The 23,830-nt window shown below is 69.2% G+C and carries 19 protein-coding genes and 3 pseudogenes; 5 read left to right on the top strand and 17 right to left on the bottom strand.

Annotated features, from left to right (window positions below; translation table 11 throughout):
• Nucleotides 1-880 precede the first annotated feature (880 nt).
• Nucleotides 881-1,402 carry a hypothetical protein gene (locus AB0I41_RS31225; RefSeq protein ID WP_357114230.1) on the top strand — a complete coding sequence of 174 codons (522 nt, stop codon included), beginning with the start codon at nucleotides 881-883 and terminating at the stop codon, nucleotides 1,400-1,402.
• A gap of 463 nt (nucleotides 1,403-1,865) precedes the next feature.
• On the opposite strand, the gene AB0I41_RS31220 is transcribed toward AB0I41_RS31225, so the two are convergent.
• The 10 genes and pseudogenes from AB0I41_RS31220 to AB0I41_RS31175 all read right to left on the bottom strand — a co-directional run bounded on the left by AB0I41_RS31220 (nucleotide 1,866) and on the right by AB0I41_RS31175 (nucleotide 10,347).
• Entirely contained in the window at nucleotides 1,866-2,495 is a 630-nt protein-coding gene (locus AB0I41_RS31220; RefSeq protein WP_357114228.1) for a transposase, read from the bottom strand.
• Between the two features lie 151 nt (nucleotides 2,496-2,646).
• Nucleotides 2,647-3,060, bottom strand: a pseudogene (locus AB0I41_RS31215) (helix-turn-helix domain-containing protein); the annotation flags it as partial.
• Between the two features lie 503 nt (nucleotides 3,061-3,563).
• Nucleotides 3,564-5,201 (bottom strand): phosphoenolpyruvate--protein phosphotransferase, encoded by a 1,638-nt coding sequence (ptsP, locus tag AB0I41_RS31210; RefSeq protein WP_357114226.1) that lies wholly within the window; start codon nucleotides 5,199-5,201, stop codon nucleotides 3,564-3,566.
• Nucleotides 5,194-5,514 carry an HPr family phosphocarrier protein gene (locus AB0I41_RS31205; protein ID WP_357114224.1) on the bottom strand — a complete coding sequence of 107 codons (321 nt, stop codon included), beginning with the start codon at nucleotides 5,512-5,514 and terminating at the stop codon, nucleotides 5,194-5,196. The genes ptsP and AB0I41_RS31205 overlap by 8 nt, the downstream gene beginning before the upstream one ends.
• 31 nt (nucleotides 5,515-5,545) lie before the next feature.
• Nucleotides 5,546-6,586 (bottom strand): zinc-dependent dehydrogenase, encoded by a 1,041-nt coding sequence (locus AB0I41_RS31200; RefSeq protein WP_357114222.1) that lies wholly within the window; start codon nucleotides 6,584-6,586, stop codon nucleotides 5,546-5,548.
• Nucleotides 6,583-7,053: a PTS sugar transporter subunit IIA gene (locus AB0I41_RS31195; RefSeq protein WP_357114221.1), complete on the bottom strand. Its 471-nt coding sequence runs from the start codon at nucleotides 7,051-7,053 to the stop codon at nucleotides 6,583-6,585. Before AB0I41_RS31195 ends, AB0I41_RS31200 begins: the two co-directional genes overlap by 4 nt.
• A complete protein-coding gene (locus AB0I41_RS31190) occupies nucleotides 7,046-7,354 on the bottom strand; it encodes a PTS lactose transporter subunit IIB (protein WP_357114219.1) in 309 nt (102 codons plus the stop codon). Before AB0I41_RS31190 ends, AB0I41_RS31195 begins: the two co-directional genes overlap by 8 nt.
• Nucleotides 7,355-7,359: 5 nt before the next feature.
• On the bottom strand, nucleotides 7,360-8,580 hold the full coding sequence (locus AB0I41_RS31185) for a PTS mannitol transporter subunit IICB (RefSeq protein ID WP_357114218.1): 1,221 nt from the start codon (nucleotides 8,578-8,580) through the stop codon (nucleotides 7,360-7,362).
• Between the two features lie 40 nt (nucleotides 8,581-8,620).
• Nucleotides 8,621-9,589 carry a 1-phosphofructokinase family hexose kinase gene (locus AB0I41_RS31180; protein ID WP_357114216.1) on the bottom strand — a complete coding sequence of 323 codons (969 nt, stop codon included), beginning with the start codon at nucleotides 9,587-9,589 and terminating at the stop codon, nucleotides 8,621-8,623.
• Nucleotides 9,586-10,347 (bottom strand): DeoR/GlpR family DNA-binding transcription regulator, encoded by a 762-nt coding sequence (locus tag AB0I41_RS31175; RefSeq protein WP_357114215.1) that lies wholly within the window; start codon nucleotides 10,345-10,347, stop codon nucleotides 9,586-9,588. Before AB0I41_RS31175 ends, AB0I41_RS31180 begins: the two co-directional genes overlap by 4 nt.
• A gap of 579 nt (nucleotides 10,348-10,926) precedes the next feature.
• On the opposite strand from AB0I41_RS31175, the pseudogene AB0I41_RS31170 reads away from it, so the two are divergent.
• Nucleotides 10,927-11,082: pseudogene (locus AB0I41_RS31170) on the top strand (transposase); the annotation flags it as partial.
• 76 nt (nucleotides 11,083-11,158) lie between these two features.
• On the opposite strand, the gene AB0I41_RS31165 reads toward AB0I41_RS31170, so the two are convergent.
• From AB0I41_RS31165 to AB0I41_RS31135, 7 genes and pseudogenes are all read right to left on the bottom strand, one after another.
• Nucleotides 11,159-11,245, bottom strand: coding sequence for a hypothetical protein (locus tag AB0I41_RS31165; RefSeq protein ID WP_357114233.1), 87 nt, complete (start codon nucleotides 11,243-11,245; stop codon nucleotides 11,159-11,161).
• A gap of 114 nt (nucleotides 11,246-11,359) precedes the next feature.
• Nucleotides 11,360-11,430: pseudogene (locus tag AB0I41_RS31160) on the bottom strand (hypothetical protein); the annotation flags it as partial.
• Nucleotides 11,431-11,551: 121 nt separating this feature from the next.
• Complete coding sequence (locus AB0I41_RS31155; RefSeq protein WP_357114214.1) at nucleotides 11,552-12,586, bottom strand: integrase core domain-containing protein; 1,035 nt, start codon at nucleotides 12,584-12,586, stop codon at nucleotides 11,552-11,554.
• Nucleotides 12,577-13,005: a hypothetical protein gene (locus AB0I41_RS31150; RefSeq protein WP_357114212.1), complete on the bottom strand. Its 429-nt coding sequence runs from the start codon at nucleotides 13,003-13,005 to the stop codon at nucleotides 12,577-12,579. Before AB0I41_RS31150 ends, AB0I41_RS31155 begins: the two co-directional genes overlap by 10 nt.
• A gap of 171 nt (nucleotides 13,006-13,176) precedes the next feature.
• A complete protein-coding gene (locus AB0I41_RS31145; protein ID WP_357114210.1) occupies nucleotides 13,177-14,328 on the bottom strand; it encodes a ThuA domain-containing protein in 1,152 nt (383 codons plus the stop codon).
• Nucleotides 14,329-14,345: 17 nt separating this feature from the next.
• Nucleotides 14,346-16,796 carry a PQQ-dependent sugar dehydrogenase gene (locus AB0I41_RS31140; protein ID WP_357114209.1) on the bottom strand — a complete coding sequence of 817 codons (2,451 nt, stop codon included), beginning with the start codon at nucleotides 16,794-16,796 and terminating at the stop codon, nucleotides 14,346-14,348.
• A gap of 413 nt (nucleotides 16,797-17,209) precedes the next feature.
• On the bottom strand, nucleotides 17,210-17,944 hold the full coding sequence (locus AB0I41_RS31135; RefSeq protein WP_357114232.1) for an integrase core domain-containing protein: 735 nt from the start codon (nucleotides 17,942-17,944) through the stop codon (nucleotides 17,210-17,212).
• 708 nt (nucleotides 17,945-18,652) lie between these two features.
• On the opposite strand from AB0I41_RS31135, the gene AB0I41_RS31130 reads away from it, so the two are divergent.
• The 3 genes from AB0I41_RS31130 (at nucleotide 18,653) to AB0I41_RS31120 (ending at nucleotide 23,586) form a co-directional block, all read left to right on the top strand.
• A complete protein-coding gene (locus tag AB0I41_RS31130; protein WP_357114207.1) occupies nucleotides 18,653-18,955 on the top strand; it encodes a hypothetical protein in 303 nt (100 codons plus the stop codon).
• Entirely contained in the window at nucleotides 18,952-20,592 is a 1,641-nt protein-coding gene (locus AB0I41_RS31125; protein ID WP_357114205.1) for an amidase, read from the top strand. Before AB0I41_RS31130 ends, AB0I41_RS31125 begins: the two co-directional genes overlap by 4 nt.
• Nucleotides 20,593-20,997: 405 nt before the next feature.
• The gene (locus AB0I41_RS31120) at nucleotides 20,998-23,586 is read left to right on the top strand and encodes a M14 metallopeptidase family protein (protein ID WP_357114204.1); all 2,589 of its coding nucleotides are present in this window, start codon (nucleotides 20,998-21,000) and stop codon (nucleotides 23,584-23,586) included.
• Nucleotides 23,587-23,830 lie beyond the last annotated feature (244 nt).

Here is a 23,830-nt window from a genome sequence, read left to right as displayed (position 1 = left end):
CGCGACCTACACGACCGCAGCGACGTCTTCGCCGTCTACGGCATCTAACAAACCATGATCAAACCGGACACTCCCGAACAACGCCGGGGCCGTGGGCACCCACCGGGTCCTCACGGGAGCCGGTGGTTGGTGGCTTGACGCCTCGGATGCTTCCTGCCCTCCGGCTTGGCCCGGCGCAATCTCTTTCGGCGAGCTCCATCTCGACCTGCCCCGTCGACGGGTGTGGGTGAGTGGGCGACGGTCCACGATCCGGCTCGGGTGGCAGGAGTACCTCGTGCTGCGTGCGCTTATCGAGGCGCAGGGGATGCCGCGAGGCCGCAACGAGATTTGGCACGCAATGCCGGCAAGGGCCCGTCCCGCTAGACCCGCCCAGGTTGGGGTGATCGTCTACCGCCTGCGACAGCGCCTGGATCGAGAGTTGATCATCACTGGCGGCGGTGGCTGGCGGCTGGCTGGCCGGTCTGAAGACACCGCTTTCTCCGCAGGCGCCTCCGACGCGATACTGCTGGACCCGACGACCCGACGTGTAGCGCTGCCGAGCAGGATCACCTCGGTCTCTCTGAGCCCCCAGGAGGCCGCTACGTTGCAGGTTCTTGTCGAGGCGCGAGGAGTGCCGCTGCGTGGCACGGAGGTCTTCGCCAACGCGCCTACCATGGTGCGGACGAAGAGCGCATTGGCGGTTAGCGCGGTCGTCTCCCGACTACGCCACAAGTTGGGCCCCGACCACATTCGGACCAGCCGACGGGGCTGGTGGCTCGGTACCCCTGCCCGTCTCGTGGGTCCGATTTACTGACACACTCAGACTCGGGAAGGCACCACCAAGGGCAGCGCCGCCCAGATTCCCCCTCGCTGTATCAGCGCAGTATCTGGAGGCGATGCCATGTTCTTGTTCATGGTCACAAGACGTCTGCGTCGAGCTGTCGCAGCGCTGTCTCGAGGCGACGCGGGACCAGCATCGCGCCTCCTCGCACGCCGTTGCCATTTCAGCGCGATCGGCGTCGCCGGATTCGCGGTGCCCGTCAACAGTTCCGCTGCCATGCGGCGCCGCCTGCGTACGATGCTGGCCAATCTCCAGTCGGCCCGGTTCATTTGCGACCAGGTTGCGGTTCAGGGACCGGCCTGGGCGGCGGTGGTCGCCTGTCATCTGATCATGATTCCGTGCCCAAGCCGCCAAGAGGCGGTCCGTCGGTTCACGCTGTTACTGGCCTGGCGATGGACCAGAGCCTCCAGCGGCTTGCTTCTCTCCGAACGCACCGATGTCGCCACCGTGCTCACGATGCTGGCTCATGAATCGGCGCTGGTAGGCCCCGGTGGCGAACCAGACTCGGTGCAGGCAGTTGAACCGATGGCTCGCGGTCTCTCGCATCGGCGGCACCGGACGCCCCCGGGGGCGGGTTGGTGATGAGGGTGTTGCCGGACTCGCCCCGTCCGCGGGGCAGGCGGAGGCGCGCAAAGGCTCGGTAACCGTGCCGTGGGCGCCCCCTTCAGAGATGACGGCGCCGCCGTACGAGTGATGGGACAGCACCTTTGGGCAGCCCTGGGCGTCGAGGACTTGACGGGTAATCGCGACGTCGCAAAGTCTATGGGAACGTCGTGCGCAAGGAACGCGCATCAAGGAGCCGGTCGCAGCAGTGGCCGGCGCAATTGATAATGCCGAGCGCCGGCCGCCGGCCCAACGGCGATGTTGGGCAGCGGGGGTGGGCGAGAATGTCTAGGGCTTCTGCGGGGATGGGGCGGTGACGAGCACGTCATTATCGCTGGCCACATTGCGGTTCGGGCTCTTTGGCGGTGTGCGGGTATCGCGCGGCGACGTCGAGTTGGCGCTGGGTCCGCCTAAGTGGTCTGCGCCGTAAGTCCTTCGGGGGTTATGCGGCGAGGGCCGGTGCGGCAGGCTGGTGGTCGCAGTCGGGGGGCTGTTGGAGGTTCGGCTCTTTCTGTTCGTGTCGCTCGATCCGGGCCAGTAGGTCCTCGAGGTCGGCCGGGGTGAACTTCCATCTGAAGGGCCGGGCGGTCGCGTTGTAGCGCTGTTCGAAGGCGGTGAGTCGGTCTTCGACCTGGTCAAGGCTGGTGAAGTCGTTGGGTGTGACGACCTTGCGTTGGACGATGGAGAAGAAGATCTCCACCTGGTTCAACCAGGAGGCGTGTACGGTGTGGATCATGACCGCGTTCGGGAAACGTTTCGCGAGGCGGTCGATCGCGGCTTGACCTCGGTGGGAGGAGCCGTTGTCGACGATCCAGAACACCCGCTTCGCGGAGGCGTAGGGCTCTTGGGTCATGACCTGTTCGACCAGGGTTATGAACGGTGCGATCCCGGTTTTGGGTGAGCAGTGTGAGAACACGCGCGCCTGGTGGACGTCGTAGGCGGCCAGGTAGGCCAGGGCGCCACCGCGCTGGTATTCGTGGTTGACCCGCATCGTGCGGGCTGCGCCGGGTGGCAGGGTCGGGTGGCAGCGGCAGCGGGCCTGGATGCTGGTCTTCTCGTCGCTGGAGAGCACGTACTCGTCCGGGCCGAGCGTGATGCCCGTCGTAGCCGCGGGCGTACAGGTCGAGCACGCGGGTGGCCTTGACGGCGAAGTTCGGGTCGCGGATGAAGATCCAGGACTGGTGTTGCCAGGGTTTGAGTGCGTCGGCGGCCAGGATCCGGCGGATCGTGGAGGCTGAGATCGCCGGCGCGGTACCGCGGGCGACGACTTCGCCGGCCAAATCCGGGCAGCTCCACCTTGACAGCAGCACCCCGGTCTCGGCCGGGAGCTGGCACGCGAGGGCTTTGACCTCGGCCACCTGTACCGGGGTGAACCGGGGTGGTCGCACGGACCTGCGCCGGTCGGCCAGGCCGGCCATGCCCTCGTCGGCGTAGCGGCCGCGCCAGCGGCGCACCGTGTCGATAGTGACGCCCTGGCGGTCGGAGATCTTCTGGTTGGAGTAGCCGTGAGCCGCGTCCCGCACGATCCGGGCACGGATGACCTGCTGGTAGGCGGCGGTATGGGAGTAGGCCAGGGCTTTGAGCCGGCGTCGTTCGGCGGCGGTCAGCGTGATCTGGCGTGCGCGGGGGGCAGGCACAGGCGGGCATTCCCTCAGGTGATCTTGTCAGGGGCCCGCCGAGAATGCCCCGATCTGCGCCGCTGGCCGGTGTGGGACACGCCGGACGGCAAGATGTGACCCATGCCCGCCATTCCCGAGTCCACCAAGACCTCGCTGGCCCAGCGGCTACGCGCGTACGCCAAGAAGAACTGGCCCCAGCTGGCCGCGGTCCACGTGCGCTATCACGGCCAGTTCGCCTACGTCGACGGGGAGCTGACGGATGGTGAACGGCTACCGCTGATGCGGCTGCGCTACGGCGGATCCGCCCACCGGTGGGGCACGGCCATCTACGTGGCCAGCAAGGACAAGTACGAGAACCAGATCTGGTTCACTGCCAGACCGAAGAGACCTTCGACCTCGTCTGCGATCTCCACCTGGGACCCATCGCCCCCTGATCACAACCAGCACACACAACCCCCCGAACCACCAACCCCCGAAGGACTTACGGCGCGGACCACTAAGACCCCGCTCCTTGATTTGCATCAGCCGACAGTCGCCCCGCTCCGGTCAGACCGCGTCTCGTCCGCGGCGAGTGCCTCGGTGGCGAGTTGCCGGCACTCGGCGAGGGTGTGCGCGGCGAGCGCCTCCCGCACCTCGGACACGGCGCGCGGCGCCATCGACAGGCTGGTCACGCCGAGACCGGTGAGCACCAGCGCGAGCCGAGGGTCGGCGGCGGCCTCGCCGCAGACGCCGACCGGCTTGCCGGCGGCCAGCCCGGCGGATGCGCAGCCGGCGACCAGTTCGAGGAGGGCGGGCTGCCACGAGTCGAGCAGATCGGCCAGTTCCCCGCATTGGCGGTCGGCGGCGAAGGTGTACTGGCTCAGGTCGTTGGTGCCGATGCTGAGGAAGTCGACGACCGAGAGCAACGCGCGGGCCCGCAGCGCGGCCGCCGGGACCTCCACCATCGCTCCGGCGGTGGGCAGCCCGGCGTCGCGGCAGGCCGCGACGAACCGCTGGGCCTCGGCGACCGTGGCGACCATCGGCGCCATTACCCACACCTGCGCCGAGGTCTGCCGGGCCGCCTGCGCGATTGCTTCCAGTTGGGTACGCAGGACATTGGGTTGCCGCCGCGCCAGGCGCAGCCCGCGGACTCCCAGCGCCGGGTTCGGTTCGGCGCCCTGCCGCAGGAACGGCAGTGGCTTGTCGGCACCGGCGTCGAGGGTCCGCACGATCACCCGACGGCCCGCCATCGCCGCGAACACCTCGGCGTAGGCGGCGGCCTGCTCGTCGCGGTCCGGCGGGTCGGTCCGGTTGAGATAGAGCAGTTCGGTACGGAACAGACCGACGCCCTCCAGGTCCCCGTGCAGGTCCTTGGCGGAGCCGATGTTGCCGTACAGGGCGACGGGATGCCCGTCGGCGGTGCGGCCGGGACCGCTGGCGCTGGCCAGCCGCTGCCGGCGGCGCTGTTCGGCGACCCGGGTCGCCGCGACGCTGGCCGCGTCCACGCCGGCTGTGACCTCGCCGGTGGTGCCGTCGACGACCACGGAGACGCCGTGGTCGAGGTCCAGCGCGCCGCCGCACATCACCACGGCGGGCAGGCCGAGGGCCCGGGCCAGGATCGCGGTGTGGCTGGTGGGTCCGCCTTCCTCGGTGATCAGTGCGAGTACCCGCTCCGGGTCCAGTTCGGCGGTGTCGGCCGGGGCGAGGTCCCGGGCGACCAGCACGAACGGGTGATCGGGGGTCGGGATGCCGGGCGCCGGCAGGCCCAGGCACGCCGCCACGGCGCGGTTTCGGATGTCGTCCAGGTCGGCCACCCGTTCGGCGAGGTACCCGCCGGCGGCCTGGAACGCCTGCCGGTGTACGGCGAGGGAAGCATCGATGGCAGCGGCCGCGGTGCAGCCGGCCCGGGCCTTCGCCGCCGCGGCCTCGACCAGCTCGGCGTCCTGCGCCATCATCGCCTGCGCGCGCAGGATGTCGGTGGCGGGGCCGGTACCGGCGGCGGACGCGCGCCGGTCGAGGTCGGCGGCGACCGCCGCGAGGGCCGCTCTCACCTGCTCGGCCTCGGCCTCCGGGTCGGCCACCGGGCTGGGGTCCGGTACGCGCGGCGCCGGCGTCATCCGGTACGCCGGACCGGCGGCGCGGCCCGGGCTGACACCGATGCCCCGCAGGTGTTCAGCCATCGCCGTCCCGCCCCTGGTCGGAGTCACCTTCGGTCTTCTCGGCGTCGTCGGCGTCGAGGTCTGCGGCGATGAGCGCGGCGAGCGCGTCGAGGCTGCTCTCCGCGGCCGGCCCGTCGGCCTCCAGGGTCACCTCGGTGCCGTACTTGGCGCCCAGCGACAGCACGGACAGCATGCTGCGGGCGGGGACGGCGGGCTTGTCGGCGGTCCGGATGGTCACCGCGACGGGTTGCGCGGTGGCGGCGGCGACGAAGATGGCGGCGGGTCGGGCGTGCAGACCGCTGGCGGAGCCGACGGTGACCGTTCGGGTGGGCATTGCGGTCTCCTTCGGAGAGGGGTGTGGGGGGTCAGGGCTCGATGGTCACCTTGATCGCCGTGCCGCTGGCCACCAGGGCGAACGCGTCGAGCGCGGCATCCAGCGGAAGCCGGTGGGTGATCAGGTCGGCCACCGGTACGGCGCCGGAGGCGATGAGGCGCAGCGCCTCGGCGTTGTGTGCGGGGCTGGAGCCGTTGGCGCCGACGACGGTCAGCTCGCGGTAGTGCACCAGGTTGGCGTCCAGCCTGATTGTCGGGTTGTCCTTGGGCAGCCCGCCGAAGAGGCTGATGCGGCCCTGCCGGGCGGCCATCTGGACGGCCTGCTCCTGCGCCGCTCCCGACGCTGCAGCGGTGACGACGACGTCGGCTCCCCGCCCGTCGGTCAGTTTGCGCACGGCGTCCACCGGATCGGTGTCCCCGGCGCAGATGGTGGCGTCGGGGGCGACCAGCGCGGCGGCCTGCGCCAGCCGTTCCGGGTTGAGTTCGACGAGGGTGACCCGGGCGGCGCCCCGGGCGCGGGCCAGGCGGACGTGCAGGCAGCCGATCGGGCCGGAGCCGATGACCACCACGTCGTCGCCCGTGCCGACCCGGGCGAGCTGCTGTCCGTTGAGGACGCAGGCCAGCGGCTCGGCCACCGACGCCTGGGCGTAGTCGAGCCCGTCGGGGATCCGGTTCAGCCCGTCGACGGCCAGCACCTTGGCCGGCACCACGAGGTACTCGGCGAAGCCGCCGTCGTAGTGATACCCCATCGACTCCTGGTTCTCGCAGACGGTGCGGAACCCCCGCCGGCACTCGACACAGTGGCCGCACGGGATGGCGGCGATGACCTGTACGCGGTCACCCGGCGCCCACCCGTCGACGTCCTGGCCGACCTCGACGACCTCGCCAGCGATCTCGTGGCCCATGACGCGGGGCGGCACGATGTGGTGGTGGCCGAACCGGGAGATCTTCACGTCGGTGCCGCAGGTGGAACAGTTGCGTACCCGGATCTTCACGTCGCCCGCCCCCGGCGCGGGCTCTGGCGCGTCGGAGATGCGGACGTCGCCGGGGGCGTGGAAGCGTACGACCTTCATCGCACCTTTTCCTCTCGACTTTCGTGGTCGGTGCCGGCCGTGGGGACCAGGAGCCGGCGTACTTCGGTCGGGTCGGACGCCTCGCGCAGCGCCCGCGCGTGGGCGGGGCTCAGGAGGATCTCGGCGAGTTCGGCGAGCAGTGCGACGTGCCCGTCGCCTTGGGCGGCGATCGCTATGCACAGCTGCACCGGGTTGCCGCCCCAGTCGACCCCATCGGGAAACCGCAGCACGGCCAGGGCGTCGCGGTGGATGGCCGCCTTGCCCGCGGCGGTCCCGTGCGGGATGGCGACGCCTTCGCCCACGTAGGTGGAGATGGACTCCTCGCGGTCCAGCATCGCGGTCACGTACTCCGGGGTGACCGCGCCGATCTCGACCAGCACCTCCCCGCACCGGCGGACCGCGTCCGCGCGGGTCGCGGCCCGCTCGGCGAGCCGGATCGCCTGTTCCTGCAGCAGGCTGTCATCCACTTAGATCGCCCCCGGCCTGCACGGCCTTGACGACTTTCGTCACGGCTGGGTCGCCGATGAATACCTGGATCGGGACGACCACCACGCCGGGTGCGCTGAGCCGGGCGCGCTGGACAAGTCCCTGATGGCAGATCACCACGTCGGCGTCGGCGGGGATCGAATCGACCGGGGTGTGCTCGACGGTCACCGAGTTCTTGCCGAGCTGGCGGCGCAGCTGGCTGGCGAGCATGACGCTGCTGCCCATTCCGGCGTCACAGGCGACGACGACCTTGCGGATGGCGGTGCCGTTGATGGTGGCCATGGAGGTTACGCCTTTCCAGCGTTGGTGGGGTCGGCGTACTCCGGTCGCTCTGCGGAGTCGCGGGCCGCCGGCGTACGCAGCTTGTTGGCGGCCGACCGGCGCTGCGCGGCCTCGAGTTCCGCTCGCTCGACGTCGGCCCGCTCCTCGGGCGCGGTGGCCTCGCCGTCGGCGTCGTCCGGCTCGGTACGTCCTATCCTGAGCAGCAGAGCCGCGACGGCGAAGGTGACCGCGGCCGCGATGAGGACGCCGAGGAAGACCCCGAACCAGCCGCCCTTGGGGGTGACCGCAGCGTAGGCGAAGATGCTGCCGGGCGAGGGTGTGGCGACGAGACCGGCGCCGGTGATCATGAAGGTGGAGACACCGGCCGCGCCGCCGGCGATCATTGCGAGGATCAGCCGGGGCTTCATCAGTACGTACGGGAAGTACACCTCGTGGATGCCGCCGAGGAAATGGATGATCATCGCGGCCGGGGCGGTCGGACGCAGCGCCCGCGGCCCGAACAGGAAGTAGGCCAGCAGCAGACCGAGACCGGGACCGGGGTTGGTCTCGATCATGAAGAGGATGGACTTGCCCTGCCCCGCCGCCTCGGCCACCCCGAGCGGCCCGAACACGCCGTGGTTGATGGCGTTGTTGAGGAACAGGACCTTCGCTGGCTCGACGATTACCGACACCACGCTGAGCATGTGGTTCGAGACCAGCCAGTCCACGCCGTTACCGGCCGCACTGGTCAACGCGCGGATCACTGGCCCGATCCCCAGGACGCCCAGCAACGCCATGCCGCCACCGATGATGCCGGCAGAGAAGTTGTCGACCAGCATCTCGAAGCCGGGGCGGATCCGGTCCTTGATCAGGCCGTCGACGAGCTTCACGACGTACGCGGCCAGCGGGCCGATGATCATCGCACCGAGGAACATGGGAACCTCGGAGCCGACCACGATGCCGACCGTGGCGACCGCGCCGACGACGGCGCCCCGCTGACCGTGCACCAGTCGGCCACCGGTGTAGCCGATGAGGACCGGCAGCAGGACTGAGATCATGGGTCCGACCAGGGCGGCGAACTTCTCGTTCGGCAGCCAGCCGGTGGGGATGAACAGCGCGGTGATCAGACCCCAGGCGATGAAGGCGCCGATGTTCGGCATCACCATGCCGGCGAGGTGTCCACCGATCCGCTGGACTGTGGCCTTGACGCCGGTCCCCTGGACCTGAGGTGTGTAGTTGGTCGTCATGGTTCGCTCCTTGAACGCCAGACGGGTGGGGGATGGGGGATTAGTGGGGTGTCAGTAGCCGCCGGAGGTCCTCCGGCCGGGTGTCGAGGCGGACGGAGTCCCGCCTGATGTCCGCCGGGCCGGGCATCCGGCTGCCGGGCAGGCTTACGGCGGCGGCGCCCCAGGCCAGTCCCTCGGCCAGGGCCGCAGCGGCAAGATCCCGACCGCGTGCGGGGCCGGCACCCCAGCGGGTGAGGAAGCCGGCGAGCAGCGCGTCGCCGGCACCGACGGAACTGCGCGGCCGCGGCACCGGCGCGGACCCGACGAGCACACCGGTGTCGTCGACGAGGACGGCACCGTCGGCTCCGAGGCTGGCCAGCACCGTGCCGGCTCCCCACGAGCGCAGTTCCCGCGCGGCCTCGACCACGTCGTCGAGGGACCGCATCGGCCGGCCGACGACCTCGGCGACCTCGTCGCGGTTGGGTTTGACGAGGTCCGCTCCGGCCACCGCGGCCGCCCGCAACGCCGGCCCGCTCGTATCGACCACGAGCCGGTCACCTGCGGCGACCACCCGCTCGTAGAGGGCGGTGAGGTCCGTCATGGGCAGCCCGGGCGGGGCGCTGCCGCAGAGCACCACGAAGCCTCCCGCGCCCGCCTCGGTGAGCGCCCGGTCGGTGAGGACGGTGACCTCGTCGGCGGTGAGTTCCGGTCCCGGTTCGTTGATCTTCGTGATGGTGCCGTCCGGCTCGGCGATGGTGATGTTGGAACGGGTACGGCCGGAGATCGGGATCGCCCGGACGTCAACGCCCGCGGCGACGAGTAGTCGAACGAGCTCCGCCCCGTCGTCGCCGCCGCACGGCAGCACCGCTCGCGACGGCACCCCGTTGGCGAGCAGCGCCCGGGAGACGTTGACGCCCTTGCCGCCCGGTTCGAGATGGACCGCTGTGGCGCGGATGACGTCGCCGCGGACCAGCTCGGTGATCTCCATCGTGCGGTCGAGGCTCGGATTGAGGGTGAGGGTGACGATCATGCCCGCACCACCCGGGCTCCGGCCGCCTCCACATCGCCGGCCAACTCGTCGTCGACGCCGATGTCGGTGATGAGCAGGTCCAGATCGGACACGGACCCGAACCGGGCGAGGTAGTCGTTGCCGATCTTGGTGTGGTCGGCGAGTAGGACGACCCGGCGGGCCGCCCTGATCATGGCGGCCTTCACCGCGGCCTCTGCGGGATCGGGGGTGGTGAGGCCCCGCTCGACGGAGCAGCCGTTGGTGCCGAGGAACGCGACGTCAACGTACAGGTCGGCGAGGGGCCGCAGCGCCCAGTCATCCACAGTGGCCAGCGTGCGGCCGCGCAACCGGCCGCCGAGCAGCAGCACGTTGAGGTTGGCCCGGGTGCCGAGAATGGTGGCGATCACCGGGGAGTTGACCACCACGGTCAACTCCCGGTCGCTGGGCAGCACCTCGGCGAGGCGGGCGGTCGTGGTGCCGGCGTCCAGGATGATCGCGCCCTCCGCGGGGACCTCGGCGAGCGCCGCCTTGGCGATCCGCTCCTTTTCGTCGATCAGCACGGAGTCCCGGGCCGCCAGCGCCGGTTCGAAGCCGATCCGCTCCACCGGGATCGCGCCACCGTGCACGCGGCGCAGGACGCCGGCCCGTTCCAGGGTCGTCAGATCCCGCCGGATCGTCTCCGCGGTCACGGCGAGGGCGTCGGCGAGAGTCCCCACCTCGACTCGCCCGTTGGACCGAGCCAGCCGGACGATCTCCTGCTGCCGCTCCTCGGCATACATGTGGGCTCACCGCCGTTTCAACTTGGTTTCTCCTTTGTTTACGCCCGTTTATGTGTGGTGTCAAGGGTCACACCTGAACGGACCTCAATCTCGACCGGGGAGCGAGCGCCACGACCCGGACCTGCGGCTACTTGATCAATAGAGCCACGTCAAAGTCCGACGGGGTGTTGACCAGGTGCCCGGCGGGACGCTCTGTCTGCGGCCGCCCATCTGCGGGTGTGGCTCACTCATGGCGTGCGTTCTGGCCGGGCACCGCTGGCGAGGTGTGGCTCAGGGGTTTGCCCAGCTCGAATTAGCGGTGCCACCTCGCCGAATCGCAGACGCGCAGGCGAGGGGACACGTTGGACAGTTTGATGATCGGCGCGGACCCGCACAGGCACTCGGTGACCATCGAGGTCGTCGACCGGCCCGGTCAGCGCCGTGCGCACCCTCGGCGATGTCGCCGACGTGGCCCGCTTCACCACGGTCCGTACAGCTTCTGACCTGATCAACGGCTTGATCGACGGCAGTAGCGGCAGGCCGCAAAATCAACGACGCGCCACTCCCAGGTCACGGCGCCCTCGGTGGACTGCGCTTGGGCCGAAGACGGTGCTGACCGAGGCCAGCGGGCCGGTGCGGATCAGCGTGCCTCGTGATCGCGCTCGGACCTTCGAGCCGCAGATCGTGCGTAAGCGGCAGCGCCGCCTGTCGGGGGTCGACGAGGTCGTGTTGTCGCTGTATGCCAAGGGATTGACGATCGACGGACTGAATTCGAGGAACGGGCCACCGACTGTCACCCCGGACTGGCCGCCGGGTCGCTGTGCGAGGGCGGCTACACCCGGGCGACTGCGCCGTACATGGACACCTCGGCTGGGAGGGGATGCTGGTCGCGGTCCGGGCGCCACTCGCTGATCGGCACAACCCCCGGTTCGACCAGATCCGGACCGCTAAACAACCGGGCGAAGGTGTCCCGGTAAGGTCTAGCGCCGCGGCCAGTTCCGGGGCGGCGAGGATGGCGGCCGGGGTCCGCAGGTCAGCGTCGATGTAGCTGGTGGCGCCTTCGGCCGATCCGACCATGAGCGCTCGCGCGTGGGCGAGGACCATCGGGTCGTTGTCCACGTAGACCACCCGGGACTCGGGGGCGATGGCCTGGGCTGTGGGGTTCCAAAAACCTTGTCACGTGCGCTGAGCTGGGTCTTTTATGCGGCGCGCTCGTACTCGTAGATCAGCCCGCTGAGAACCGGCCGGCGTTTGACCCGCTCGTGGGCAAGGTCGACGGCAGGACGGTCGGAGCGTGGAGCTGCAACTGCAACGCCCGATGCGGGCGCCGCCCGTTGTAGTGGCGGGCGTATCGGTCGAGTGTTCGCCGTAGGTGCCGTTCACCGACGATGAGCACGCGGTCGGTGACCTCGCGACGCACGGTACCGATGAACCGTTCCGCGTAGGCGTTCGCTCGCGGGCTGCGCGGCGGGATCTTGCACACCGTGATGCCGGCGTTGGCCAGTATGGCGTCGTAGGCGGTGGTGAACTGGCCGGCCCGGTCCCGGATCAGCACCTTGAACTGGTCGGCCCGGTCGCCGAGGTCCATCAGCAGGTTGCGGGCCTGCTGTGCGGTCCACACCCCATCCGGGTTGGCGGTGACGCCGAGGACGTGTATGTACCGGCTGCCGACTTCCATCACGAAGAACACGTACAGGCGCCTGAGGGTGAGCGCGCAGTCCACATGGAAGAAGTCGCATGCGAGGATGGTCGACGCCTGCGTGCGGAGGAATCGGCGCCAGGTGGTGCGGTCCCGACGTACCGGCGCTGGCGGTATGCCCAGACGCTTGAGGATCCGGCGGATCGTGGAGGCGCCGATCCGGTGCCCGAGGCCAAGCAGTTCGCCCTGGATGCGCTGGTATCCCCAGCCGGGATTGTCCCGGGCCATCTGCTCAACCAGCCTGGCCACGATCTGGTCGATCGATGGGCGCCCTGCTCGGTTCGGGTAGGTCCAGTGGCGGGCTACCAGGCGACGATGCCAGCGCAGGACCGTGGCCGGAGTGACGAGCCGCTGCACTTTCAACGCCCGGGGCAGGGGTCTGATCAGGGCGGCGAGCACGGCGCGGTCGGGCCAATTCAGCCGTGGCTTCGGGTGCTGCCGGCGCAGGACCGCGTTCTCGTGACGTAAGACGAGGATCTCCAGGTCCTTGGCCGTGTTGGTTCGGCTGAGGAGGACCAGCCACGAGGTGACGCGGCAGAGCACGAGGTAGATCAGGCGCAATGACACGAAGCCCGACCATGCCCCAGGCGTATCGCCGGCACCACGTCCAGCCAGGCCAACGAGGGTGACGGGATTGCGGAACCCCACAGGACCCGTCGGACCGCCTCGGGGGCCTGCGTCCACCACCGTGCGAGCGTGGTTCGGACCTTCGGGTCAGGGTCCCTGGGGAGCCGGGCGAGCAGATCGGCCGGTACGTCGTCGCGTTCGGCGAGGTGTTCCCGCACCTGTGTGTTCGGATCGTCGATGAGTCGCTCGTACAACTCGCGGGATGCGTCATGGGCGCCCGCGGCCAGGGCAGCTCGGATGGCGGGATTGGTGTGGGCGGCCAGCCGCATCCGGACGGCGTTCGGCAACTGGCGGTTGAGTGCGAGCGAGTGCAGTAGCCAGTGGTGGCCCGAGGCGAGGATTTCCTCAATCATGTCCGGGGTCAGGTCGGCGCGGCGCCGGATGAGTTTGCAGCTGCAGGTCAGGCCACTGGCCGAGAGAGCGCAGAGGCGGCACCACCATTCGTCGGTGGTGCCGCCTCTGCTGGCGATCTCCTCCGCGCCGCTCTCGTCAGTGCGGGTTCGATTACGGCGCCGACGGTTGAATCACGTCCCGTACACCTGGAACGTGAACAGCGAGTAGCCGGCCTTCCTGCTGCCGCGGGCCGTGCCGTAGATGCGTACGTACCTGGTCGAGGCGTTCAGGGCGAAGTTGTCGTCCTCACCGCCGTTGCCGTTGGTGATGGTCCGGATCGTGGTCCAGGTGTTCCCGTCGGCCGAGGTCTGGATCTGGTAGTTCTTGCCGTATGTGGTTCCCCACACCAGCAGGACCCGGTTGATGGTGTACGTGCCGCCGAGGTCGACCCGGATCCACTGCGGGTCGGACGACGCGCTCGTCCACTGCGTCGTGGGGGAGGCGTCCACGGCGTTCGAGGCGGGGAAGGAGGCGTTCTGCACGCTGGACGCCGTGGCGGGGTGGTTCAGCGCCAGGTCCGGCGGGGGAGCGCTGACCGTGCAGTCACCGGTGCCCTGTGCGGCGTAGCGGATGCCGCCGAGCAGGTGCGTACGGTAGTTCGCCTCGCCGTAGCTGCCGATGGTGTGGCCCATGCCGGTGTAGAACGACCGGCCGCCGTCGTAGGCCCGGCACCACGAGATGGGATGGTCGCCGCCCATCGTGCCGCCGGTGTAGGTGGACTCGTCGAGCGTGGCGAGGACGTGCACCTGCGGGCGGGGGTTGGTGCGGTAGTTGTACCACTCGTCGGTGCGGGTCCACGCGACCGGCAGGCCGGCCGTCGACGGGTGGATCGTGTCGGCGATCCGGACCGTCGCGGCCTGGATGGTCGGGTGGCTGGCAAAGTACGCCCCGACGAGGTCGCCGTACCAGGCCCAGGTGTACTCGGTGTCGGCCGCCGCGTGCACGCCGACGTAGCCGCCGCCGGCGCGGATGTAGTTCTCGAACGCGGTCTGCTGGGTCGCGTCGAGTACGTCGCCGGTGGTGGACAGCCAGATGACCGCCTGGAACCGGGCCAGGTTCGTCGGGTTGAACTGGGTGGCGTCCTCCGTGGCCTCGACGGCGAAGTTGTTCGCCGTGCCGAGGTCGCGGATCGCCTGGATGCCGGTGGGGATGGAGTCGTGGCGGAATCCGGCGGTCTTGCTGAAGACGAGCACGGTGAAGTCCGGCGCGGCGTGGGCCGGCACGACGTTGAAGCCGAGCACGGCGACCACGATGGCGAGGCAGAGAGCGAGTCTACGCGTCATGATCGGTGGTCTCCCTTCTAACCAGTGACGAACGTGAAGCTGTCCAGGTCGAACAGCGCGCGCTTGCCGTTGCCAGCGAACGTGACGTACAGCGAGGTGGTGCCTGCCGGTGCGCCGCTGATGGTGCCGCTCACCGTGACGTACGTGTCCCAGGACCCGGTCTGGGTGACCGTCGCCGAGCCGATGATCGTGCCGGTTGGTGATCCGGTCCGGAACCGCAGCGTGCCGCCAGCCCCGGCGGACGACACCCGGGCGGTGAACGAGGTGACGTTGTTGAGCTTGTACGGGTCGAACTGGATCCAGTCGCCGTTGTTGATGTCGCCGACGGTCATGCCGCCCTCGGCCGTGGCCCTGCTGACCTTGGTGATACCCGATGAGGTCTTGTAGTGCTCGGCCTGCCGGTGTTTCGGTGCGAGGATGCTCTGCGCGTGGGTGGTCAGGCCGCCCTTGTCGGTGTACGACGCGTCGAAGATCGGGAAGATGTTCGCCGCGTCGTCGTGCTCGCCGTCCACCGGGATGGTGATCGTGCCGGAGCAGCCGGTCTGCGAGGTGATCTGGTGGGCGTGCTGGTCGTGCCCGATCAGGTAGGACATGGTTACCTTGGCGCAGTCGATCGTGCCGTCCTCCGGGTCGGTGACCGTGACGCTCCACGGGACGCTCTCGCCGAAGCCGGCCAACTGCCCGGCGGCGGGGCTGTTGACGACGACCGTCGGCGCGGTGTTGCCGACGCTGATCGGCACGCTGGCCGTGCCGGTGGCGCCCTGCGGGTCGCGCACCGTCAGGGTGGCGACATAGTTGCCGTTGGTGGTGTACGTGTGCGACGGGTTGGCGGCGGTGGAGGTGCTGCCGTCGCCGAACGCCCACGAGTAGGTCAGCGCCCCGCCGTCGGGGTCGCTGGAGCCCGCCGACGAGAACGTCACGGCGAGGGGTGCCGCGCCGGATGTCTTGTCGGCGCTGGCGACCGCGGTCGGGGCGCGGTTGCCGGCGGCGCCGACGTAGTCGTAGCGGTAGACTGCGGAGTTGGCGTCGCCGTTGAAGTAGCCAGTGCCGTAGTCCAGGACGTACAGCGACCCGTCCGGGCCGAAGGCCATGTCCATGACCTGCTTGCCGTTCCACGGGAAGTTGTCGATCACACCTGGCGAGCCGTCCGCGTTGACCACGATGGGCTTGATCCAGCCGCGGCCGAACTCGCCGGCGAAGTACTGCCCGTCCAGGCTGGCGGGGAATTTCGTGGTCGACGGGTTGGCTGCGTCGTACCGGTAGACCGGGCCACCCATCGGCGACTCGGAACCGGTGCCGAACTCGGGCGGGGAGCCGGCGTCGCCGGCGTAACGAATCCAGGCGGGCTTGGCCGCCGGCAACGTGGTCAGGCCCGTGTTGCGGAAGGAGTTGTTCGTCGGGCCGCCGGCGCAGTTGAACTTCGGGCCGGTGGAGTTGGTCGCGAAGTTCCACTCGTTGTACGTCTCGGTGGTGGTGTTCGTGCCGGTGCAGTACGGCCAGCCGTAAAAGCCCGGCCCCGTGATCCGGTCGAACTCGACCTGACCGGACGGGCCCCGGTTGGCGTCGGTCCGGCCCGCGTCCGGCCCGTAGTCGCCGAGGTAGACGATGCCGGTCGCCTTGTCGACGCTCATCCGGAACGGGTTGCGAAAGCCCATAGCGTAGATCTCGGGCCGGGTGTTGGCGGTGCCCGGCGCGAACATGTTGCCGGCCGGGATCGAGTAGGTCCCGTTGGCGTTGACCTTGATCCGCAGGACCTTGCCGCGTAGGTCGTTGGTGTTGCCGGAGGTGCGTTGCGCGTCGTAGGCCGGGTTGCGGTTGGTGCGCTCGTCGATCGGCGAGTACCCGCTCGACTCGAACGGGTTGGTGTCGTCGCCGGTGGACAGGTACAGGTTGCCGGCCGCGTCGAAGTCGATGTCACCGCCGACGTGGCAGCAGATGCCGCGGCTGGTCGTCACCTCCAGTACGGTGACCTGGCTGGCCATGTCTACCGTGTAGTCGGCGTTCAGGGTGAACCGGGACAGGCGGTTGACCCCGGTCCAGGTTACCCAGTCGGTGGCGGTACCGGTGGCAGGCGCGTCGCCGGCGGGGGTGCTCAGCGGCGGCGCGTAGTACAGGTAGATATTGCGGTTGCTGGCGAAGTTCGGGTCGGCGGCGACGCCCTGCAGGCCCTCCTCGTCGTGCGTGTACACAGGTATGTTCGCGATCACCGATGTGTTGCCGAGCGCGTCGGTGCGGCGCAGGGTGCCGTTGCGCGCGGTGTGCAGGACCGAGCGGTCCGGCAGCACCGCGAGCGCCATGGGTTCGCCGGTCTCGGCTACGCCCTTGGCGAGCGTGACCTGCTGGAAGTCGACGGGGTTGATCGCCGCCGCGGCCGGGGTTGCCGGCGCGGCGAGGACGCTGAGTCCCGGGGCGACCAGAAGCAGGGCGGCCGCCTTTGGCCGCCATCGAACGATGGGCTGTCGATTCACTAGTGCCCTTTCCTGACCAAGTTCGCCAGGCAGGGCGCGCGCCGCCGCGCCGCGGCCGAGGATGCCGCGACGTCGACCTGCGTCGTCGAGCACACTTCACGCGTCCGCCGCCGAACGGATCGTATAGAGAGCGGTCTCAGGCCGTGCGACCACAGTAGGGAATTCTGATTGATCTGTCTAGATGCATCGATGCTGCGCGTGAAACTTTGCGGCCGTGACCAAAAGGCGGCGCACACGTTGCCGCGCCGCTTAGGCTGCTGAGCCTGGTTCGGCAGGCTTCTATTGCGAGTTGTTCCATGACCCGCAGTAACCCCGACGGCGAACAACCGGACCGTCTCACGTCGGGCTCGACCCTCGGCCTGTACCGTGCCAAAACTCGCTCAACGCCGTGACCTGGGGTTCCGAAGATCGCGTCAGGCTGCCCGGTGGTATTCGTTGATCACTCCATTGAGTCGTCGTCGGCGCCGTACGGGCCTGTTCATCGGGATGACGACGGCCGGGTCATGGTTGGGTGGCCGCTGCTGCCGACCTTGATGCGGCCGGTGATCGTTGAAGTGGTCCACGTACTCGCCGACCACGGCCAGCGCGTGTCGCTCGTTGTAGATCAAAACGTGGTCGGTGCATTCGTCGCGGAGGCTGCGGCCCCAGCGTTCGATGAAGCAGTTCGCCTTCGGCGTGCGGGCTGGCGTCTTGACCACCGTGATGTTTTCGGCGGCGAAGACGTGATCGAAGCCGGCGGTGTACTTGGCGTCGCGGTCGCGGATGAGGAACTGGAACCTGCTGGCACGCTCGCCCAGGTCCATGAGGAGGTTGCGGGACTGCTGGGCTACCCATTGCCCGGTGGGGTGGGCGGTGACGCCGAGTAGGTGGACCCGTCTGTTGGACACCTCCATGACCACCAGCAGGTACAGGCGCCGCAGCAGGATCGTGTCGAGGTGGAAAAAGTCGATGGCCAGCAGGCCAGCGGCCTGGTTGCGCAGGAACGTTCGCCAGCTGGTGTCCTGTTGACGGGGCGGCGGGCCGACCCGCTGGCGGGACAGGATTCGTCGGATCGTGCCTGCCCCGATCCGGTGGCCCAGCCGCTGTAGTTCGCCTTGGATTCTGCGGTGGCCCCATCGCGGGTTCTCGCGGGCCAGCCGTAGCACCAGGTCACGGATTTCGTCGCTGACGGGTGGCCGGCCGGTCGGTTCGGGTAGGTCCAGCGTCTCACGACCAGGCGACGGTGCCAGGCCAGCAACGTCGCCGGGGTGACGATTCGATGTGCCCGTATCCGGCCGGGCAGCAGGTGGGCCAGGGCGGACAGGAGAGCCCGGTCCGGCCAGGACAGCCGCGGCCGGCCCGGAACCTGGCGGCGCAGCACCGCCACCTCATGCCGCAGCACGAGGACCTCGACCAGCAACGCTCTGTCACCGCAGATCAGTAACCCCAAACCGCTGAACAAGCGGATCATCCCGAAGTACAGCAAGCGCATGACCATACCCGCGATCATCAGCCCGAGCCGAGAAGTCCCAGCTCACAGCATGTGCGACGGGTTCTGGCACGGTACAGGCGTCGGCGGCGGTGCGGCGATCGGACCAGCAGGGCGTGGTCAGCGTGGGCACGTCTGTGGGGAGAACCCGGCGCCGAGGTCCTCGTCTGAACCGCGCCGGGCGCCGCATGCTCGCGACCGCCGAGGCGGACACCGGTCCGACCGCCGCCCGGACCGGCAGCAGTGCGGTCCGCTGTCGTCCACGTCGGACCGGGAGACTCAAGAGTCCCTCAATTTCGCCGCCCGAGGTGCGCCCAGGTGCGGTGACCGGCCTAGGTTCAGCTCACTTCGATGGAACACGGCGACATGCCTCCGCGAGAGGAGCACGATGGCACCCACGCCGCCCACGGACGCTGAACTGAATGTCTTGATCCGGGCTCGGCTGGCCGTTCTCGGTATTGATCTTGACCAACTTCCGCCCGGCAACACCCCCGACCCGGGGACCGGCGCGCCCGGCCGGGACTCCGTCCTCGCCTCGCTGCGCTCATTCCTCCGGGGCACCGTGTCGGCGCTGGCCGCCTACCAGTTGCCCGCCACCGGCGCCACGGATCCCGATGCGGGGAAGGCTTTGTCGCAGCAACGCGTGCCGATCCTGTACCCCTCGAACAGCACGGAATGGCGGAAGGCATGAGCGTCGAACCACTTGACCGTTCGGTCGACCGCCGGGCATTCCTGGCCCGCGCTGCCGCGCTGGCCGTCGCCTCTGCCGCGGGCGCAACCGTCGCCGCGCCCCCCATGGCGATGGCGAGCAACCCCCTGTTGACCAGCCCGGGAGCGGGGAACAGGAACCGGGCGCTGGACCGGCCCAACGCCTACACCAAGCCCCGCCCGGAGGCGGCCGCGGATCCGACCGAGCTGACCATCGCCGAGGCGGCCTGGCTCATCCGTGCCAACAAACTCACCGCCGAGCAGCTGGTCGAGGCATACCTGGCGCGGATCTCCGCGTACGACGGCATCTACCAGGCCTTCAACCTGGTGCTCGCCGACGCGGCCCTGGCGGCGGCACGCGATGCCGTCCGCGGGCCCCGGCACGGCGCGCTTCACGGCATCCCTGTGGTGATCAAGGACAACTACTACACCGAAGGCGTCCCCACCACCGCGAACTCCTTCCTGTTCAAGGGCTTCGTGCCGCCGTACGACGCGACCGCCGTGGCCCGGCTCAGGGCCAGCGGCGCGGTCGTCCTCGGCAAGACGCAGATGGGCCCGCTGGCCACCACCCGCGCCACCACCCCGGCCGGCGTGATCACCACGGTGAACGCCTGGACGCCGACCAACCGCAACACCGACCCTGGCGGGTCCTCCACGGGCACCGCTACCGCGGTGGCCGGTCGCATGGCCACCTCTGGCATCGGCACCCAGACCGGTGGCTCGATCACCGCCCCGTCGAACGCCCAGAACCTGACCGGGCTCAAGCCGACCATGGGCCGTGTCTCGGCGGCCGGCATCATCCCGCTCACCTACACCCGCGATCACCCCGGCCCACTTGCTCGCGATGCCAAGGACGCCGCCATCATGCTGACGGCGATGGCCGGCGAGGACCCGGCGGACCCGCGCAGTCAGGGGCTGCCCGACGTACCCGACCTCATCGACGCGGCCACTCCGGTGTACCGAAGGAACCGGGTCAAGCTGCGCTGGAACACCAGAATCGGCGTGTTGCCGGGCTTCACCAACGGCACCTCGGCCACCGCGCTGGCCCGCCAGGCGTACCTGGCCCAGCTTGCCGCGATCCCCGGCGTCACGCTCGTGGACGTGCCCCTGCCCGACGAGTGGAGCCAGCTCACCGGCAGCACGTTCAACAATGTTCGCTTGACTGAGCGCAGCGAGCCGTTCATGCCGTACCTGCGTACCGACCTGCGCGGCTTCGGCGTGTCGGTGACCAGCTGGCTGCAAGGAGCGTTGCTGGGAGGCAACGAGTTCCTCACGGGCCAGCGGGCCAAGCTGCTGCTGATGGAACGGGTGCTCAACGACCTGTTCGACGTGTGCGATGTGGTGGTGCAGACTGACCCGGTGCCCTTCGACATCCTGGGCCTGCCGGAGATCGCCTTCCCGATCGGGTTCACCGCCGCCGGCGTGCCGATCGGCACCATCCTCGGCGGACTGCCGTACGCCGAGGACCGGCTGTTGTCGGTGGTGGCCGCCTACCAGGCGACGACGGACTGGCATCTGCGGCGACCCGCCGACCCGCCCGCCGCAGCCAGGATGCGCGAGGAGGCTCCTGCGGAGGCGCTCCGGCTGACCGCTGAGCAGGTCGCCGAACTCACCCAGTGACCGAGGCGGAGGGCGGGAGGCGCTCCCGCCCTCCGCAATTTCACCGGTGCGTCGCGAAGCGAATATGTGCTCCTCGGTCGTGGGGAAGCCTCGACCGCAATTCCTCCGTGCCGTTGAAACACCATCCTGGGTTCAAATGCCCCACCTGCCGACGAGACGAATTGCGGGAGAAGCCAACGGCGGAAGCCCGGTTCTCCTGGGCTGCCCCGCTGCTGGTCCGTCCGCTGGCGCTGCAGGTTCCTCGGGCGCGCTCCGCAACATCAGCAAGGCTCAAGATTTCCTCAATTGCCGCCGCGGGCGTTCCTGAAGTTGATCGAAGCCTGTTGAATCGATCTCATCCGATCTGGCGCGGCCGCCCCGGTCGGTCCCTTTTCCGTCGTGCAATGTGCTGTGAAGGGGTGTCAGGTGAAACGAAGACTGTCTCGGACGGCGGTGCCGCTCGCCTGCGTACTGACGTTGATCGGTACGCCGGTGCTGACGTCGGGAACCGTCGCCACCGCTGGCGACCGCGTACCCAAGCCGGAGTCGGTGATCGGCTGGGTGCCCTGTACGGACTACAAGTTGGCCACCTACGAGCAGATCGCCGACTACTACCGCGCGCTGGACAAGGCCAGCGACCGGATGAAGCTGGTCGAGATCGGCAAGACCAGCGAGGGCCGGCCGCAACTGATGGCCATCGTCTCCTCCGAGCAGAACCTCTCGGGCGGAAACCTTGAGCGCTACCGGGAGACCTCGGTGCGGCTGTCCCAGGGCGACGCGCTCTCCGAGTCGGAGGCGCGTGGCCTGGCGAAGAGCGGCAAGGCCATCGCCTGGGTCGACTTCGGCATCCACTCCACCGAGGTGGCCGGTCATCAGACCGCCCCGCAGTTCGCGTATGACCTGGTGACCAGCGAGACGCCCGAGGCACGCGCGATCCGGGACAACGTCATCACCCTGCTGGTGCCCAGCGTCAACCCGGACGGTGGTACGAAGGTCGCCGAGTGGTACCGGCAGAACCTGGGCGGGCCGTACCAGGACGCCGGCTATCCGGAGCTGTACCAGAAGTACGCCGGGCACGACAACAACCGTGACTGGTACATGTTCAACCTGCAGGAGACCCAGAACGTCGGGCGCCAACTGTTCCACGAGTGGATCCCACAGGTCATGCACAACGTGCACCAGACGGCGGTCTTCCCGGCTCGGATCAGCATCCCGCCCTTCGAGGACCCGCTGAACCCGAACATCCACCCGCAGGTGGTCCGCGGTGTCAACCTCGTCGGTGACGCGATGGGGCAGCGGTTGGACCGTGAGGACAAGGTCGGCGCGCTGGCCCGCCAGCAGTACGACATCTGGTGGAACGGCGGCATGCGGACCGCGCCGTACTACCACAACCAGATCGGCATCCTGACCGAGACGGCGCACGCCTCGGCGACGCCGAGGGTCTACGACCCGGCGACCTTCCCGAAGACCTTTGCGGACGGCACCTCGACCAGCGAGCCGTCGGTGTTCTACCCCAGCCCGTGGAAGGGCGGCGAGTGGCATCTGTCGCAGAGCTGCGACTACATCAAGACGGCCTCGTGGGCGATGCTGCGGGTGACCAGCGACGACCGGGAATCCCTGCTCTACGGGGTGTCGCAGATGGCCCGCGACGGGGCGCGTGACGGCAGCAAGACCACCTACGTGATCCCGGCCGACCAGGCGGACTTCCCGACCGCCACGAAGCTGGTGGACAAGCTGCGGTGGAACAACATCCGGGTCGAGCAGGCGGTGAGCTCGTTCACCGTGGGCAACCGCACCTACCCGGCCGGCAGCTACCTCGTCCGTGAGGCCCAGCCCTACCGGGCGGCGGTCCTGGACCTGCTCAACGCGCAGCGGTACCCGGACCGTCGGCTCTACCCCGGCGGCCCGCTGAAGCCGCCCTACGACATCACCGGTTACACCCTGTCGTTCCAGATGGGCGTCGCTGTCGACAAGCTCGACCAGCCGGTCCAGGCCACCACCCGCCAGGTCGACTGGCCGACCGTGCCGGCCGGGGTGGTGGCGGGCGCACCGAAGTACGGGTACGCCCTCGACGCCCGCGTCAACGACAGTTCGGCCGCCGTGAACTCGCTGCTCGCGGCGGGGGAGAAGGTCTCCCGGAGCAGCGGCGAGGTGACCACCCGCACCGGCACACTGCCGGCCGGGACCTTCCTGGTCACGCCCGCGGCGGGCACCGACCAGCGGGTGACGTCGCTCGCCACCCGGCTGGGGCTCAGCATCGCGGCGGTGGACGTGAAACCGGCGAAGGTGACCACTCTTGCCGCGCCCCGGATCGGCCTGTACGACGGGTTCAACAACTACGACGAGGGTTGGACCCGGCTGATCCTCGACCAGTTTGGCTTCCGGTACGAGAAGCTGACGAACGCGGCGGTTCGGGCCGGCGACCTGCGGGCGAAGTTCGACACGATCGTGCTGCCCGACGCCACCTACACCTCGATGCGCAACGGCCGGACGCCGGGGTCGCTGCCGCCGGAGTACACCGGCGGGATGACCGACGCGGGAGTGGCCAACCTCAAGGCGTTCGTCGAGGCGGGCGGCACGGTCGTGACGCTGAACAAGGCGGCCCAGCTGCCGATCAAGGCGTTCGGCGTGCCGGTCAAGGACGTCACCGAAGGGGTGGCTGACACCCGGTACAACATCCCCGGTTCGGTGCTGAACCTCAACGTCGACTCCACCGACCCGGTCGGCGTAGGCTTCGGCTCGACCGCGTCCGCGTTCGTCGCCAACGGCCCGGCGTTCGAGGTCGCCGAGGGGGCCCAGGGCGTCACCGTGGCGGCCACCTGGCCGAAGACGAACCTGCTGAAGAGCGGTTTCCTGCTCGGTGACGACGTCATCGGCGGGAAGGCGGCCGTGGTGACGGCGAAGGTGGGCGACGGGAACGTGGTGATGATCGGCTTCAAGCCGCAGCACCGGGCCCAGTCGCACGGCACCTACCGCCTGCTGTTCAACGCGATGTACCTCGGGGGCCAGGGCTGACCTGACCTCGATCGTGGTGGCCGGGCGCGTGAAGCGCTCGGCCACCACGGTGCCGGCGGCTCGTGCGACGAGATGCGCCGCTACCGGCCGTACGCGTGGGTTCGCCGTTGGACGGGCCCTGTCTCACATTCGGTGGTGACGGAGGGTGGCGAGGCGTCGTTGATTCCTATGTGGAGGACGTTAACGAGCTTGTACAGGCGGTGTTCTCGGGGCTGTCCCCGCTGATCATCGAGGACGTGGTCGA

Source organism: Micromonospora sp. NPDC050200, from assembly GCF_040656135.1.
GTDB lineage: Bacteria > Actinomycetota > Actinomycetes > Mycobacteriales > Micromonosporaceae > Micromonospora.
The sequence above is the reverse complement of the archived record's forward strand: the minus strand, read 5'-3'. Positions and strand labels throughout refer to the sequence as shown.

What these genes read in the sequence shown, in the direction of transcription:
- AB0I41_RS31145 (WP_357114210.1), bottom strand. Translation starts at nt 14,328, where the DNA reads ATGACGCGTAGACTCGCTCTCTGCCTCGCCATCGTGGTCGCCGTGCTC.
- AB0I41_RS31225 (WP_357114230.1), top strand. Translation starts at nt 881, where the DNA reads ATGTTCTTGTTCATGGTCACAAGACGTCTGCGTCGAGCTGTCGCAGCG.
- AB0I41_RS31175 (WP_357114215.1), bottom strand. Translation starts at nt 10,347, where the DNA reads ATGTATGCCGAGGAGCGGCAGCAGGAGATCGTCCGGCTGGCTCGGTCC.
- AB0I41_RS31190 (WP_357114219.1), bottom strand. Translation starts at nt 7,354, where the DNA reads ATGGCCACCATCAACGGCACCGCCATCCGCAAGGTCGTCGTCGCCTGT.
- AB0I41_RS31130 (WP_357114207.1), top strand. Translation starts at nt 18,653, where the DNA reads ATGGCACCCACGCCGCCCACGGACGCTGAACTGAATGTCTTGATCCGG.
- AB0I41_RS31125 (WP_357114205.1), top strand. Translation starts at nt 18,952, where the DNA reads ATGAGCGTCGAACCACTTGACCGTTCGGTCGACCGCCGGGCATTCCTG.
- AB0I41_RS31200 (WP_357114222.1), bottom strand. Translation starts at nt 6,586, where the DNA reads ATGAAGGTCGTACGCTTCCACGCCCCCGGCGACGTCCGCATCTCCGAC.
- AB0I41_RS31150 (WP_357114212.1), bottom strand. Translation starts at nt 13,005, where the DNA reads ATGATTGAGGAAATCCTCGCCTCGGGCCACCACTGGCTACTGCACTCG.
- ptsP (WP_357114226.1), bottom strand. Translation starts at nt 5,201, where the DNA reads ATGGCTGAACACCTGCGGGGCATCGGTGTCAGCCCGGGCCGCGCCGCC.
- AB0I41_RS31205 (WP_357114224.1), bottom strand. Translation starts at nt 5,514, where the DNA reads ATGCCCACCCGAACGGTCACCGTCGGCTCCGCCAGCGGTCTGCACGCC.
- AB0I41_RS31180 (WP_357114216.1), bottom strand. Translation starts at nt 9,589, where the DNA reads ATGATCGTCACCCTCACCCTCAATCCGAGCCTCGACCGCACGATGGAG.
- AB0I41_RS31185 (WP_357114218.1), bottom strand. Translation starts at nt 8,580, where the DNA reads ATGACGACCAACTACACACCTCAGGTCCAGGGGACCGGCGTCAAGGCC.